12 protein-coding genes are annotated in these 15137 nt (G+C 45.5%); 6 read left to right on the top strand and 6 right to left on the bottom strand.

Features of this window, described 5'->3' with window-relative positions:
• Positions 1-69: 69 nt before the first annotated feature.
• The 3 genes from QE390_RS17985 to QE390_RS17975 all read right to left on the bottom strand — a co-directional run bounded on the left by QE390_RS17985 (position 70) and on the right by QE390_RS17975 (position 2197).
• The gene (locus QE390_RS17985; protein WP_307143183.1) at positions 70-297 is read right to left on the bottom strand and encodes a YetF domain-containing protein; all 228 of its coding nucleotides are present in this window, start codon (positions 295-297) and stop codon (positions 70-72) included.
• On the bottom strand, positions 291-590 hold the full coding sequence (locus QE390_RS17980; protein ID WP_307143182.1) for a hypothetical protein: 300 nt from the start codon (positions 588-590) through the stop codon (positions 291-293). The genes QE390_RS17985 and QE390_RS17980 overlap by 7 nt, the downstream gene beginning before the upstream one ends.
• A gap of 281 nt (positions 591-871) precedes the next feature.
• Entirely contained in the window at positions 872-2197 is a 1326-nt protein-coding gene (locus tag QE390_RS17975) for an alkaline phosphatase (RefSeq protein ID WP_307143181.1), read from the bottom strand.
• 309 nt (positions 2198-2506) lie between these two features.
• Between QE390_RS17975 and lysA the strand changes: the two genes are divergently transcribed.
• The 3 genes from lysA (at position 2507) to QE390_RS17960 (ending at position 5515) form a co-directional block, all read left to right on the top strand.
• Positions 2507-3742, top strand: a complete 1236-nt coding sequence (gene lysA / locus QE390_RS17970; RefSeq protein WP_307143180.1) for a diaminopimelate decarboxylase — start codon at positions 2507-2509, stop codon at positions 3740-3742.
• 166 nt (positions 3743-3908) lie between these two features.
• On the top strand, positions 3909-4457 hold the full coding sequence (locus QE390_RS17965) for an alpha/beta hydrolase (protein WP_307143179.1): 549 nt from the start codon (positions 3909-3911) through the stop codon (positions 4455-4457).
• A gap of 56 nt (positions 4458-4513) precedes the next feature.
• Complete coding sequence (locus QE390_RS17960; RefSeq protein WP_307143178.1) at positions 4514-5515, top strand: alpha/beta fold hydrolase; 1002 nt, start codon at positions 4514-4516, stop codon at positions 5513-5515.
• 244 nt (positions 5516-5759) lie between these two features.
• Here QE390_RS17960 and QE390_RS17955 read toward each other — a convergent pair whose 3' ends face one another.
• From QE390_RS17955 to QE390_RS17945, 3 genes are all read right to left on the bottom strand, one after another.
• A complete protein-coding gene (locus QE390_RS17955) occupies positions 5760-6629 on the bottom strand; it encodes a PE-PGRS family protein (RefSeq protein ID WP_307143177.1) in 870 nt (289 codons plus the stop codon).
• Between the two features lie 169 nt (positions 6630-6798).
• Positions 6799-7221, bottom strand: a complete 423-nt coding sequence (locus tag QE390_RS17950; protein WP_307143176.1) for a hypothetical protein — start codon at positions 7219-7221, stop codon at positions 6799-6801.
• Positions 7222-7309: 88 nt separating this feature from the next.
• A complete protein-coding gene (locus QE390_RS17945) occupies positions 7310-8410 on the bottom strand; it encodes an o-succinylbenzoate synthase (RefSeq protein WP_307143175.1) in 1101 nt (366 codons plus the stop codon).
• Between the two features lie 122 nt (positions 8411-8532).
• Here QE390_RS17945 and lpxK point away from each other — a divergent pair, with 122 nt between their 5' ends.
• From lpxK to QE390_RS17930, 3 genes are all read left to right on the top strand, one after another.
• Positions 8533-9585 carry a tetraacyldisaccharide 4'-kinase gene (gene lpxK, locus QE390_RS17940; protein ID WP_307143174.1) on the top strand — a complete coding sequence of 351 codons (1053 nt, stop codon included), beginning with the start codon at positions 8533-8535 and terminating at the stop codon, positions 9583-9585.
• A 6-nt stretch (positions 9586-9591) separates the two neighbouring features.
• Positions 9592-11679, top strand: coding sequence for a putative porin (locus QE390_RS17935; protein ID WP_307143173.1), 2088 nt, complete (start codon positions 9592-9594; stop codon positions 11677-11679).
• Between the two features lie 473 nt (positions 11680-12152).
• Positions 12153-15098 (top strand): PD-(D/E)XK nuclease family protein, encoded by a 2946-nt coding sequence (locus QE390_RS17930; protein WP_307143172.1) that lies wholly within the window; start codon positions 12153-12155, stop codon positions 15096-15098.
• Positions 15099-15137: the final 39 nt, after the last annotated feature.

Genomic DNA, 15137 nt, shown 5'->3' with positions numbered 1-15137 from the left:
GGTAGTCACTCGGCACAGCCGAGCGACTGCGGGGAAAAGCTTATCGTGCAAGGGATAAGTTCTTTGTTTTTAAGACATTGGATTATTTAACGAACGGTGACTCTTATGTCTTCGGGACGTTTTTTTCTGAAAATCATTCGACATGACACTGATGTTTCCATCTACTTCCAATACCGCCAGATCGACATCTTTCAGGTTAAGAACGCCATGTTCGCGAACGGCGGCCTCTAGTTCGTTTACGCTAATCTCGGCCCGAGTCAGGTTTTTGTCTTTCACCTTGCCTTTGTAAATCAGCATAATGGGTTCGCCCTGTAAAAAATGGCTAAACTGCTGATTCTGGCTTCCTGATTGTAGATAATCCGTTTCAGAATCAGGTTACCCAGAAATAAAGCACCCGCCGCAATGATTCCACCGGGTAAGCTCGTATCCGAACCCACCATGGCGTTTTGTACTGAATTGGAAATCAGTAAGATAAATACCAGATCGACAATGGATAACTGAGCCAGTTCTTTCTTGCCAAACAGCCGGATTGCCGCAATAATAAAAAGGTAAACGGCTAAAGATCGCCCAATGATGTCGAGGTATTGCATAGTGATGAATCAGATTTTGGGAATAGAAGGGGTGTTCTACCCGTTTCTATTTGCTTAGTTTTCGTATTATGGAAGGTAGGAACCTTTCGAAGTGGTAAGTACAAAAGAGAAATCTTGCATTAGTTGAGTTTGGATAAAATTTAGAATCATTATTTAATTTCACCAGACTGTAGTAGCTGTGTTTAACTCCTCTGAGGCTGAAAATTACGTTTAAAAAAACGGCCCAAAAGTATCAAACTTTTGGGCCGTCAATAACTGAAAAAAAACTCTTACACGGAAACCTACTTCAATTCGCTGGCCTTCACTTCCTTGGTCCATTTCAGTTCGCCGCGGGTGTTGTAGGTTTTTACGGTTAATACCCGTTCAGTCCGAGAGCCGGAGAGAGACATGACTGCAAAGTTACGTTCCTGTAAAACTGTTTCGGGTAATAAAGTAGGAGCAACCGCTTCTTCCTTCGTCTGACGGGCTGGGCCCGAGGTAAACGGCGAAATGGTGAAATCGTAGAAAGGATAGGCTTTCGAACGCTCTAGTTTGTGTACTGCCGTGTGGTGGCGGTCGCCCGAAAGGAATACTACTCCTGAAATTTTCTGCTCGGTAATGCGTTTCAGTAACTCTTCCCGTTCTTCAGCGTATACCGAATAATTTTCAAATTGAGCCGTTGGATTAATTACCTGACCTCCGCAAACAATAAATTTGAAAGTCGCCTGACTGAACCGAAGAGCGTCGATTAACCAGTCTAGCTGTTGCTTGCCGAGGTAGTCTTTATTCTTTCCTTCCAGATCATTAGGAGCTCTCCACCAACGATCATCCAGCATGAAAAACTGGCAATCTCCCCACTGAAACGTACTGGTAATGCCTTCTTTTTCAAAGGTATAGTTAGGGTTACCCCAAAAAAGCTTAAAAATATCCAGAGCATCCCGTTTCATCCAGTAACTACGGTCAGCATCGTTCGGGCCGTAGTCGTGGTCGTCCCAAATGGCGTAATGGTGAGTATGAGCCATCAGCGACTGTAACTGAGGGAAAGCCCGACCGTGTGTCATGCGGCGGAGCATGCCCGTGCGAGTATTCCAGTCTACTTCGCGGTAATAATTGTTGTCACCGCCCCAAACCATGAAGTCGGGTTTCAAGCTGTCAATTTTAGTAAAAATCTCGTATTGCTGACCGTAAGGCGTACCAGGTCGATCGTATTCAGGTTCGCCTAAATACGCACAACTTCCGAAAGCAAAGCTAAAAGCCGGAGGGTCGGTGCGGAATTGCCAGAGTTTCTGTGTCTGAAACTGAAGAGCGTAGGGACGGACTACTTTTTTGCCATCCACCCAGATTTCATAATCGTATTTTTTGCCGGGTTCTACCTGGTCGGCGTACATACGGGCAATGTATGCGGTCGTTTTCTCGGTAGTAACTTCATCCGTTGAACGTTTATGACCGGGCTGGCCTACTTCCCAATAGACAATTTTCACTTTAGCGGGCTTCTGGGTCTGAGCCCAAAGCATTACTTCCATGTAATCGGAATAGCCCAGCATAGGACCACTTTTGAGCTGAGCCTGAGCTTGCAGGAGGAAACAGGAAAGAAGACTTAACAACCAGAATCGTATCGATTTCTGCATAAGAACAAGTATTAAATTTTAATGAAGAATAGCTCGTTGACTTGCTGGCTACAAAATTAGGGGTTATGCTAGATTACAAAGGAGAAGTTTGAGGAGGTTTGAGTTTTGTTTGAATCAATTGCTTTAATTGGCAGACGGCATTTTCATACCAAAGCATTGCTGCCAGCGAAAAAGCGAGCCGGGCCACGCTGGCAGCGGTTTAGCTCTTCAAACGGACTCCAACTAAAATCAAACCTTCTCAAACCATCCAGACAGATTTGATAAATACGTGGTTTTCTGCCAATTTGCAACTTTATTTAATACTTCCCCATGCAAGTTCGAGAAGGCTTTTATTACATACAGAATCAGAAAGTTACTGATCTTGCCGCTCAGTTCGGCACGCCGCTTTATGTGTACGATGGCGAGAAAATCGTACAACAGATTCAACAATTACAACAGGCATTTGCAGGTATTGACCTGAAAATCAAGTATGCCTGTAAAGCATTAACTTCTATTTCCATACTCAAACTGATGCGTAAACACGGCGTAGAGCTGGACGTGGTATCGCCTCAGGAATTACAGATTGGCTTACGGGCTGGGTATTCCGGTAGTCAGATTAACTTTACGCCCAGTGGGGTTGATTTTGAGGAAATCGAATTTGCCGTAGAAAATGGAGCTTTTGTGAACCTCGATAATCTTGATGTTCTCGAAAAATTTGGACAAAAATACGGTTCCTCCAAACCCTGTATGATTCGCATTAAACCCAACGTCGCGGCGGGGGGAAATGCGAAAATCATGACGGCTCACGAAGGTTCCAAATTCGGTATTGACATTCGTCAGCAGGCAGAAATTCTGGCTTTGGTTGAAAAATACGACCTGAAAATCGTGGGATTGCACCAGCATACGGGTTCGGATGTGAAAGAAGCTTCCGCATTCATTGAAGCCGCCAGCCGGATTTTTGAGTTTGCCATGGCCTTTCCTGATTTGCAATGCATCGACCTCGGTGGTGGTTTCAAAGTGGCCTACAAAGAGGACGATTATACAACGGATATGGAAAGCTTCGGCAAAGAGTTATCGGGCTTTTTCCAGCAATTCTGCGAACGATACGGTCGTAAACTCCAACTTTGGTTTGAGCCAGGTAAATACCTGGTCAGCGAATGCGGTTACTTGCTAGTTCGGGCCAATGTCGTGAAACAAGCCCCTGGCCGTACATTTGTAGGCGTAGATTCTGGGCTGAATCACCTGATTCGTCCCATGATGTACGATGCGTATCATCACATTGTAAATGCGTCAAATCCTGACGCCAGCGTGCAGGAAACGTATGATGTAGTAGGTTACATCTGCGAGACTGACAACTTCGCTTTAGGTCGCCCCTTGAATAAAGTTACGGCGGGTGACATTCTGGTCTTACTCAATGCCGGAGCTTACGGCTTTGCGATGAGTAGTCAATATAACAGCCGTTTTCGTCCGGCAGAAGTATTAATTCTGAACGGAGAAGCCCAGCTCATTCGCCAACGCGAGACCATGGACGATATTCTGAGAAATCAGGTTGAAATTGATGTATAGAATAGGTTTGATTGAGTTTGAGAAGGTTTGATTTAAGTAGTATGCTATAGGTTGAGGGGTTATAAACGTTCGATCAAACCTTTCAAACAGAATCAAACCCTCTCAAACTTCATCTAACTCACTCAAACAGTATCAAATCTCAAATTACTTTCAAACTCATTGCACGATGCCGTTTCAATCGAAAGTTATGATTCTTCCGGGTTTGGGTAATTCCGGGGAGGGCCACTGGCAAACACTTTGGCAGAAGCAGTATGGCTTTCGTCGAATTGAGCAGGAAAACTGGGACACGCCAGAGCGAACGGATTGGGTAGAGGTATTAGATGAAATGGTATTCAAAGCTGGTAGTTCAGAAGTACTACTGGTGGGACACAGCCTGGCCTGCGTAACGATTGCGTACTGGGCTGAAAAATACAAGCGTCCCATCAAAGGAGCGTTACTGGTGGCTCCCAGCGATACGGAAGCCGCTACCTATCCCGAAGGCACTACGGGTTTTGCACCCATGCCCTTATCCGCGTTGCCTTTTCCATCACTTGTCGTAGCAAGTACTAACGATTATTATGTAACTCCCAAAAGGGCTCAGCTTTTCGCCGATTCATGGGGTTCAGAGCTGGTTTGGCTACCCGATGCCGAACATATAAACGTGGCTTCTGGCTACGGTCCCTGGCCGGATGGAATTGAGTTGTTGAAGAAATTGAGCGGATTATCCATGAAGTAGTAGCCGCGTGCCTAGTTAATATTTCTTCGATTAAAGGATTCTCAGACATCAATCTAATGTTATCTAAACCTTCCTACCTTCTCACATTACTAGCATTTTGTGCGGGAATACTGACTAGTCGGGCTCAGCAGAAATTTGCTAATCTGGGTGATTTCAAATTAGAAAATGGTCAGGTTATTCAGGACTGTAAAGTGGGGTACCGAACCTTCGGAAAGCTGAATGCTCAGAAAAGCAATGCGATTCTAATTCTCACCTGGTTTGGAGGAGTTAGTGAGAATCTTAAAGGCATGGCTAGTCCCGGAAGTATGGCCGACAGCACTCATTTCTTTGTGATTACCGTAGATGCCATTGGTAACGGTGTATCCTCTTCGCCCTCTAATTCCCCGAAACAATTGAATGATAAATTCCCGCTGTTCACGATTCGGGACATGGTGAATAGCCAGCATGAATTAGTGGTGAAGCAACTGAAACTGCCCCATCTGTACGCAGTAATGGGTGTTTCGATGGGAGGTATGCAGTCGTATCAATGGGCAGTAAGCTACCCGGATTTTATGGATCGCGTGGTACCCCTTGTTGGAACGCCGCGGCAATCGAGTTACGATGTACTTTTCTGGAATCTGGAATTACGTACGCTGGAACGGGGTCATTACAGCCGCGAAGCCATGAAAACGACAGGCCTCATTCACGAACTAAACTTATTAACTCCTGAGTACAGTCAGAAAAAACGACCTCTGACAGAGGCCATAAGCTATATCGAAGGCGTAGAAAAAAATCAGGATGTCATTAATCCTTACAACTGGGCCAGTCAGATTCGGGCCATGCTGACGCAGGATGTAACGCAGGGAAAATCACTGGAGGAAACGGCGAAAGCAGTAAAGGCAAAAATGATGATTATTGTTGCTACGCAGGATCACATGGTTAACCCGGCTTCAGCGATGGAATTTGCAAAGTTTGCGAAAGCTCCGCTAGTCGAGTTGACGGGTAACTGCGGGCACCTGGCCCCCTCCTGCGAATCGGAAAAAGTGAACGCTTTTATCCGTTCTTTTTATGGATTGTAAGGTTTAAAAGGTAGAGACGCGATGGAGCCGCGTCCGGTCAGGAGATGAAAATCATTTAAATGGTAACATCCGCCGTGGTTGGTGTCCTCACCAACTACTAGGCTTTCAGTAACGGCTGGTGCAGACACCAGCCATGGCGGGAGTAATGAGACGCGATGAAGTCGCGTCTTTACTAGACGGAAAATCTATTTCCTTGGCAGAAAACAAACACTCCCGAAGCATTGCTTCGGGAGTGTTAACAGGATTATTTCTTTCGGGCAAAATAGAAAAGCTGGGAGGGGAGGTACTTCAATTTTTCGCTTAAGGTGAAATACCCTTTACCATTTTTTTCAAAACACACCGCTTCTCCCTGAGGTTCAAAGACATAGGGTAGCATGAGTTTGTAACTGGAATAGATAACGTCCTGAATAGGTTCGTTCACGTCATCCCGATTCCAGAGATACATCGTGGTATAATTTCTCAGGATAATCTGCTTACCGTCCGCAGAGAAATCTCCGCTGGTGATCATGTACATGGGTAAATCGCAGATGTACATAGCCGGCATAGGCTTCTCAAACTGCTGGGGATAAGCCAGTTTATACAATTTTGAAAGCCCTGGACTTTTGGTAATGACGTAAATGTCCTGCGTATTGGGCTCAATCAAAATAGCCTCCGTATCACGGCTGCCTTCCGGGTAATAAAAAACAATCCGGTCGTATTTCTCTACTTTCGAATCAACGGATTCAGGCTCTTTGAAGCGATAAATGTAATATTCAGGATATTGCTGAAGATTATCGCCCGTATCGGCCAGATAGATATAATTAGTGCTATCCTTTTTGTCGAAGAAAAGATCCATATCCTCCCAATCTCGGTTGGGAAACGGTAAATCAACCCGGCCTTTCAATTGGCCCCGGTAGTTGATTAATGAAAGACGGTTGGGGTTATTGCCATCTTCCTGCACCCACAAGTGCCCGGGCATCGAACGGCTATCGGCCATGCCTGAGGCTTCGTCTATAGTTCCAGCAGGGATACTATGGGACTGCTCGTACTCAAAAATAAAGGGCGGCGGCTCTGGTTGAGAACGTGTCAAGCCTGTTACCATCAACCCTAATACAATGACACGGAGCGTACTCATCTTAATCGGCGGTACTTTTCTCATCTATACAAAAGAACTAAGGATCAGCTCTATATCAAAAAAACTGTACGAATCTCCTTGTATAAATCAAAAAACTCTGCAAATAGTCTAACAAAATCAGACCATTGACAGAGTTAATATAAAAGTACCTTCGGATAATATTAGTAAATTATTCGGCCCGCCATACTTCCTGACTACCACCCATAGAAAGAATTTCCAGACGTGGAGGTGAAGGTAACAGAACCATTTTTGCATCCAGATTCGGGAAGTCTTTCAGCGTAACCCAAACGCCATCGCCGGGGCCAATTTCAAATTCTTCCAGTCCGGTTTCCTCGTTGATTACTTTTTCGTATTGCGTACGGGGTAAATAAGCCGTTGGAAGTAATACGTCGGTGTCTGGACAGAAATTGGCGTGCACCCGTTGAAGAATGTCTTCAAATTCGTCACCGTATTCATCTACAAAATCGTCTTCCAGAGCTTCCAGCGTTTCTTCGGCGTCATCGTATCCGGGATGATCGTATCCCATCTCACGAAGAGCAAAGCGTTTCGATAACAGATTTAGTAAAGTATCGTTTAGTGCCTGAGTGTTCATAAGGTCTTGTGTAAAAATCAGAGTGACGGGGCAAAAATAGAGGCAATTCACGAAAAAACGAATCATTGCCGCGTCAGTCTTGACTTATTTATTGGGTAATAAAGGACTTTTCAAAAATGCTGTAATCCCAGAGCTGCTGGGGATCAGAAATGATAGTACCCCGTTGAATCTGGAGGGGGGAAGGAATATTATTGAAATATAAACTACCCGTTCCGAGTCCCTGGGGTAATGAATTCTGGAACTCACCCGCAAACTGGGCAATGGCATTCAGGCCGATGTTGGACTCCAGAGCGGAGGTTAACCACCATTTAATCTTTAGACGATTCGCAATTTCGATCCACTCTTTACAAGCCGTAAAGCCGCCCAGCAAGGTTGGTTTTAGAATGATATAAGGCGGCTGTAATTTCTTCAGTAGCCGCATTTTATCCATGTAGTCAGTAACGCCAATCAGCTCTTCATCGAGGGCAATGGGAATCGGAGAATTTTCGCAAAGATCGGCCATGGCTTCGGGCTGCCGGGGCTGAATGGGTTGTTCAATGGAATGGATCGAGAGATCGGCCAGTTGCTTCAATTTTTCAATGGCTTCATCGGAGGTCCAGGCTCCGTTTGCATCAATTCGCAGCGTGATGTCATCGGCTGAATACCGTTGACGGATGAATTGCAGGCATTCCAGCTCCTGTTCAAAATCAATCGCTCCAACTTTCATTTTGATGGTTTTGAACCCAGCATCCAGCTTTTGCTCGATTTGCTCCAGCATCCAGTCTTTCTTACCCATCCAGATTAACCCATTGATTGGGATTTGCCGCTCACCCTCAGAAAAAGTATTTTTAAAAACCTGCCGTTTCCCTTCGTTCAACAAGTCACGCAGGGCCGTTTCAAAGCCAAAACGAATGGCAGGATAACGCTGATCAATAACCTGACTAAGAATAAGATCGAGGTTCCAGTGAAAAACTTCGAGTTCGTAACGATTAAATGCCTGACATACCTTGTGCAGGGTATGTTCAAAATTGACATAATCAGGACTTAAACCCACCAGTGGGCTAGCTTCCCCGAGGCCAAAAACATAAGGATTTTCTTCATCGAAAACCTTTAGGTAATAGGCAGTGTGCTGGGTAAGAGTACCCCTGGACGTGCCGGCAGCAAACCGGAAGTCAAGAATATGCTTGTGAACCAGCACTTTAAGAGACATACTGAAGGGAGGTGATTAGTTTAAAAGGGGGCAAAACTACACATTTAGCCGCGTTTTGTCGATCTTTGCCGCATTAAATCCGTTCGGAGCGTCAAAAATTGTTCATTTACTTTTACCCATCTATGGGTCACTTGATACTTTTCCTGCGTAGAGTTTTGCTTCCTTTTTCCTGGATTTACGGCTTCATTACCGACTGGAGAAACAGCCTGTATGATCGGGGTATGTCACCCTCTGCAACGTTTGGGATTCCAATAGTTAGCGTGGGAAATCTTACGGTGGGTGGAACCGGGAAAACCCCTCATCTGGAATATTTAATTCGTTTACTGAAACCGTTCGCTTCGATGGCTACTTTGAGTCGTGGGTATGGTCGGGACACAAAAGGCTTTCGGATCGCTACTAATCAGGATACGGCTGCAACGCTAGGCGATGAACCTTTGCAAGTATACCAAAAATTTGGGAAAGAAATACGGGTAACTGTTGGGGAGAAGCGGGCTGAAGCCGCCGAAAAGTTACTGAAACTTCACCCGGAAACCGATCTGATTTTACTGGATGACGCTTATCAGCATCGGGCGATTCAACCCCAAATCAATCTACTTTTAACAGATTTTTATCATCTTTTTTATCAGGATTATTCATTTCCAGCTGGAAACCTGCGAGAACGAAGACACGGAGCCGCCCGGGCGGATGCCATCATCGTGACCAAATGCCCGGAAAATTTAGACGCAGAGGGGCAGAAAAAAATTATAAAAAAAATAGCAAAATACTCCAAAGCTCCCGTTTTCTTTTCCGGCATTCGCTATGCTACCCCCCGCAATAGCCAGCAACAAACGCCTCCGGCGGCTCCGGCAGTGTTAGTGTCGGGACTGGCCCGACCGGAGCTGCTGGAAACCTATGCCCAATCGAAGTATAAACTGGCCCAACATCTGGCTTTTGGCGATCATCATGCCTATACCGCAGGCGATTGGCAGAAGGTTGAAACCCAACTCCGGCAAACGGGCAGTCCTGAAGCCTGGGTCTTAACTACAGAAAAAGATTATGTGAAACTGAAATCGGTAAGTAACAGTAGTACAGCTATTTATGTGTTGCCGATTGAAGTGTATTTTCTAAAAAGTAACCCATTGCATTTTGACGACTGGTTACTTCAAACGTTGGGTTTTGACGTTAAAAAAGCTTAAGTCCCCGTGCAACGAAATTTTGCTCGTATTTTTGAAATCGTGAAACTATATCAATACCTGTTCTCAGTTGTTCTGACGGTGTGGTCATTCAACGCCATGGCTCAAATCACGCCTGCTCCTTTACCTAACGCTCCCGGCGAAGTTTCCCCTAAACCGGGAGACAATCCGGCTGCACGCGGTAAAATTCTGGATGATTCTACCAAGCAGATTTACGGTCCAACCACTTCCCGTTATTTTCTCGAAGAAGACGTCTTCAACAATCGTAAGATCCTTTATACGATTGATACGAATTATGTCAATTTCCATCGATTCAGTTACGAATTCAAGAATAATAAATGGTATACAGATCTGGGGGTGATGAATTCGGCTCTGCGGCCCTTATTCTTTGAGGCTCCCCAGCAAATTGGAGCTCAGTTGGGGTATGATTCCTATACGCCTTATACCATTAAGCCCTACGACGTAAAGTATTATGACACCAAATCGCCTTTCACGCAGGCGTATTATGTGCAGGGAGGAAATGGCCAGAGTGTGCTTCAATTCGACTTGTCGCGTAACATTAACTCGCAGTGGAACATCGGTTTACACGTGGAGCGAAACATTAGTCGGCGGCAAATTGCTCTGGGGGCAGCCACGACACGTGCCCAGCGGGATTTAGGGGGGTTCTGGAACTTTGTAGTTCATACCAATTACCATACGAAAGACAACAAATACGCTATTCTGGCTCATACCAATATTTTCGAACACAGCATTCGGGAAACGGGTGGTATTTACCCCGGTACAGACCCAGTCAAGGCCAATTGGAATACTTTGCTGGAAAGCCCGAGCGATGCCATTGAAATGTTATCCGCAGCCAGTAGCCGGGATCGTCGGAATCAGGTGCACGTCTATCAGGAATACGTGCCGGTAAAAGGTTTTCAGGTCTATCACGTGGGTGACTATACCAATCGTTTCAACCGATTTAGAGACAACCGATACCTAACTGCTACAAATACAGGCTTTTATAATAACCTGACGGATCGGCGTTTACAGGCGGATACTTTATTAGCCGAGGCTAATTATTGGTTACTGGAAAATAAATTTGGCCTGAAAGGAGCTTATCAGGGTTTCAATTACCGGGTACACCTCAGACGTCGGGATTATCAGGTGAATCAACGTTCCAGAACGACCGTCGTGGGAGCCGATTCTACTTATATCACCACAGTTCCGGTTGTGATTGGTGGGGTTACTTACCCAACTACCCAGAGTTTTACACCTTCCAATATTACCCTGGCAGATCACGTGAGTCGCCGCAAGAATGAAAACTTTCTGGGAGTCTGGCTGGCCTATTACTTCAAAGACAGTACGCGATTGGAAGCGGAAGGAGAGTATCTGATCGGAGCGGATTATCGTCTCCACGCCAACTATTACGCAAAATGGTTTAAGGCTACGTTTACCAGTACGCTTAACTCGCCAACCTTGTTACAGGAGCAGTTTTATAGTCCGATTCTGAACTGGAACAAAAATCTTTCGAGCGTCTTTACGAACCAGATTCAGGCCTCGGCACCGATTAAAATCAAGGATTTATTGATTGAACCCAATATTCATTACAGCCTGACTAAAAACCATATTTACTTTGATTCGAGTTCTGTGGCTCAGCAGGAAAGTCGTCCCATTAGCGTGTATCGGGCGGGAGTAAATCTCTCCTGGCGAAAAGGGAAGTTCAGCACGTCACACCTGGCCTACCTAACCACCACTTCCGGCCCGGATCTGATTCGGATGCCCAAAGTTCAGACCCTCTCGAAAGTAGGCTTTGATTTTGTGTACTCGAAAGTGATGTATGTGCAGGTGGGCATTGATGCCCATTACCGTTCGGCTTATTATGCGGATTTGTACCAGCCGCTTTCCAATCAGTTTTACCTCAATAACAAGTTTAAAGTTAATGGTTACGTCCAACTGGATGCCTTCGCCGATGTTCGGATTAATCGGGTAAGGGTATTTGTGCAGCTGAAAAACGCCGCCGATGGCTTAATCCCCCGAAACTTCATGCCGACTCCTTTCTACCCCGGCATGAAACGCTCCTTCGGCTTCGGTGTCTGCTGGCCTTTGTTTGATTAATTTTGAATGAATGAAGGGAGTGAATGAGAGAATGAATAGTTGTTTAGATGAAGCGATGGGTAAATGATCAAGGACATTCTTGTTTGATCTAGTGTAACTAGTGATGCCAGCGGAAAAGCGGATATCGTCATTCTAGAGGGCTTCGTTTATTTTTTAGCTCTGCTGGTTTATTCCTTCATTCTTCCGCTGGCATTGGAAACCGGGCTGGTAAAATTATATAATAACTTGAGACTAACGTTTAGAAAGATAGCATACTAAAGTGTTGATATATAAATGATTATATTGGTAACTAAATAGATTGTATGAATAGTTGAATTCTATTCGGTTCTTGTTGTTATTACTTCACGTTGGGGTTATTACCCTAAAGCTTTACGGGTAAAATGAGTAAGCGACAGTAAAGTATAGCATTCACTCATGCATCACATAGATTTACTCGTTCAGAATTGAAAACCCCCAAACAGAAAACGCTTCCTATGTCTTTCCTTTCTGAATCGGCTGATTATATCTGGAAAAAATATACGCCCGAAACGATTTCTAAAATCAGCGTGGTATTACCCAGCCGTCGGGCGGTTTACTTTTTCAAACAGGAACTGGCGGCTCTGTCGGATCGTCCTTTTCTGGCCCCAGAGGTCATGGCAATGGACGATTTTGTGATGGAGCGTTCGGGTGTGCAGGAGATTGACCCGGTTGCCTTATTATTCGAGTTATACGACACCTTCAAAGGAATTGATCCGCATCTGGATTTTGACCGCTTCACGAGCTGGGCTCCGGTTGTTTTGCGGGATTTCGATCAGATTGATTTATACGGTTGTAATGCCCGGGAAGTTTTTCGCTGGGTAGAGGCCGAGAAGGCCATTGAACGCTGGGGAACAAAGGATAGGGAATTTACGGATCAGGTGTATACCCAGAATTATTTCCGACTTTTTGAAAACCTGCTGCATGTCTACGAGCAATTAAAAGTCAGGCTGGAACAGCAGGACCGGGCGTATCGGGGCATGGCTTACCGTAAAGTGGCCGAAAACGTCGAGTCCATTTTCATTGATAATCCCAGCCACGACTATTATTACTTCCTCGGATTTAATGCCCTGAGTGCCTCTGAAGAGCGGATTTTACGAAAACTAAGCTCGCTGAACCGGGCCGAAATGCTTTGGGATGCGGATGCCTATTACCTCAAAGGCCATCACGAAGCCGGACGATTCATTCGTAAATACCTTGCTGACGCGGACTTAAGTCGGGGTGAATGGAATAAGCGTTTTCGCCACTACAAGTCCTTCCCGATGGCTCCAGAGCTTCCGGCTGAGTTACTTATCAAGCCCAAAGCATTCACGGAAATGGGCGTTCCAAACGCCACCATGCAGCCCAAAGTAACGGCTTATTTGATGGAGAATTGGGAGCAGATCGAAGGTAATCCGGTCTACAGGCCCCATACAGCCGTGGTGCTCGGCGACGAGAACCTGCTGATGCCGATGCTAGCTTCCATTCCCGAAAAATACGATGATTTCAACGTAACGATGGGCGTTTCCATGCGAAGCAGTTTGCTGTATTCGTTGGTGGAAAGCTTGTTTGAATTACAACGCAACGTAATTGAATTTCGAAAAAAGGACGGCGTTGGGACGGTTATGGTGCCGAAGTTCAGTTATAAGCACATTGCGAAAATCCTGCACCATCCGTTCATTCAGAACTACTGGATGCAGCAGGAAGAGTCGTTTCGACCGTTATTACGAACGCTGAAAAACGAAAACCGACTCTTCGTTGATGAAAAGGAATTGCGGGAATTAGCTAATGATGAACCTTTGGTTCGGACTTTATTTACCCGTTGGGATAATGATTCGAAAAAGGCTACGCATGCCCTGTACGCCCTGATTGATATTCTACGGCCACTTTATGATGAAAAAGATGCTATTGAAACGGAATATCTCTATGAGTTTTATACCATTCTGAAACGATTGGAACGCCTGCTGGCCGAACGCAAAGCTCCCGTGTCGATCAAGTCGTATCGCCGCTTTTTGCTGGAGTTGTTACGCCAGACCAAGATTCCTTTTTCGGGAGAGCCAGCGGCTCCATTGCAGGTAATGGGGATGCTGGAAACGCGGTGTCTGGACTTTGATCGCGTAATTATTCTGTCCGTGAACGAAGGCACCTTGCCAACGGGGAAGAAGCAAAATTCGCTCATTCCTTTTGACGCCGCCCAGGAGTTTGGCTTACCTACTTACATGGATGCGGATGCGGTAATGAGTTACCACTTTTTCCGACTGATTCAGCGGGCCAAAGAAGTCGTATTCCTCTATACCCAACCCGGTGGCGAAGGCCCTAAATCGGAGAAGAGTCGCTTTCTACTGCAACTGAAGCATGAGTGGGAGGAAAGTAATAGCTCCCAATCCAAACTGAAAACGCAATCGATTGAATTTCAGGCCCCACAGGGTGAGGGTGCGGAAGTAACGCAACTCTTGATTCATAAAACATCCCGGATTCAACAGGAAATTTTGAAGTCGCTTACCGAGCGAGGGGTGTACGCCACGCACCTGAATATGTATTATAAATGCTCGCTCCAGTATTACTTCAAACGCATTGCAGGCGTGGCTGAAGAAGAGGAAGTATCCGAAAAACTGGAGGCGAATGATTTTGGGGTTTGGGTACACGAAGTGCTGGAACGCATTGACCGGGAAATGCTGGACCGTGACGTTCGTATCTATCAGGAAATGGATTACGAACAGTTTATAAAACAAATTCCGGCTCGACTGGAAGCCGTTTTTCAGGACAAGTTCAAAGGCCAGGTTATGGACGAAGGCCAGAATTTGTTACTCTATAACATTGCCCGACGCAATCTGAAAAATTACTTTCAGATGCGTATCGAGGAACTAAAGTCGGGGATGGTGGTGGAAATGCTCGCTCCCGAACAGAAACTCACCGCTAGCTTCGAATATAAAGGTCACCAGGTACTGATTTCCGGTAAAATTGACCGATTGGAACGAGTGAATGAACAGGTTCGCATTGTCGATTATAAGACAGGAAAAGTAGAAGCCAAAAACCTGGATGTGAAAGCCAATCAGGATTTGGAGGAGTTGCATCAGCAATTCCTGACGAACGAAGACTGGGAAGTATTACGTCAGTTATGGTTGTATAAATACCTGGTAATCAAACAAAATCATAAGCAAATTGGGGACGTAGCCTTATCCGCTTCGCAGATGGTTCAGCCAGGAATGATTTCCTTCCGAAATCTTGCCGAAGGTTTTATGGCTCAGGAACAGTTACGGTTCCGAGCCGATGAAACCCCTGAAACGTTTATTGAGGATAGTGAGCTGATTCTGACTCAATTTATGGATGAGTTATTGAACGAAGCAACCCCGTTCATTCAAACGGAAAACCTTAAAGCCTGTGAATATTGCGATTACGCCCGCATCTGTGGTCGTGGCGTGTGAGGCCTTGGCTGGCGGAGTTTTTTTGAAGATTCTGCCAGT

The organism is Siphonobacter sp. SORGH_AS_1065 (assembly GCF_030818595.1).
In the GTDB taxonomy this organism is placed as follows: Bacteria; Bacteroidota; Bacteroidia; order Cytophagales; family Spirosomataceae; genus Siphonobacter.
This window is presented reverse-complemented; position numbering and strand designations above follow the sequence as displayed.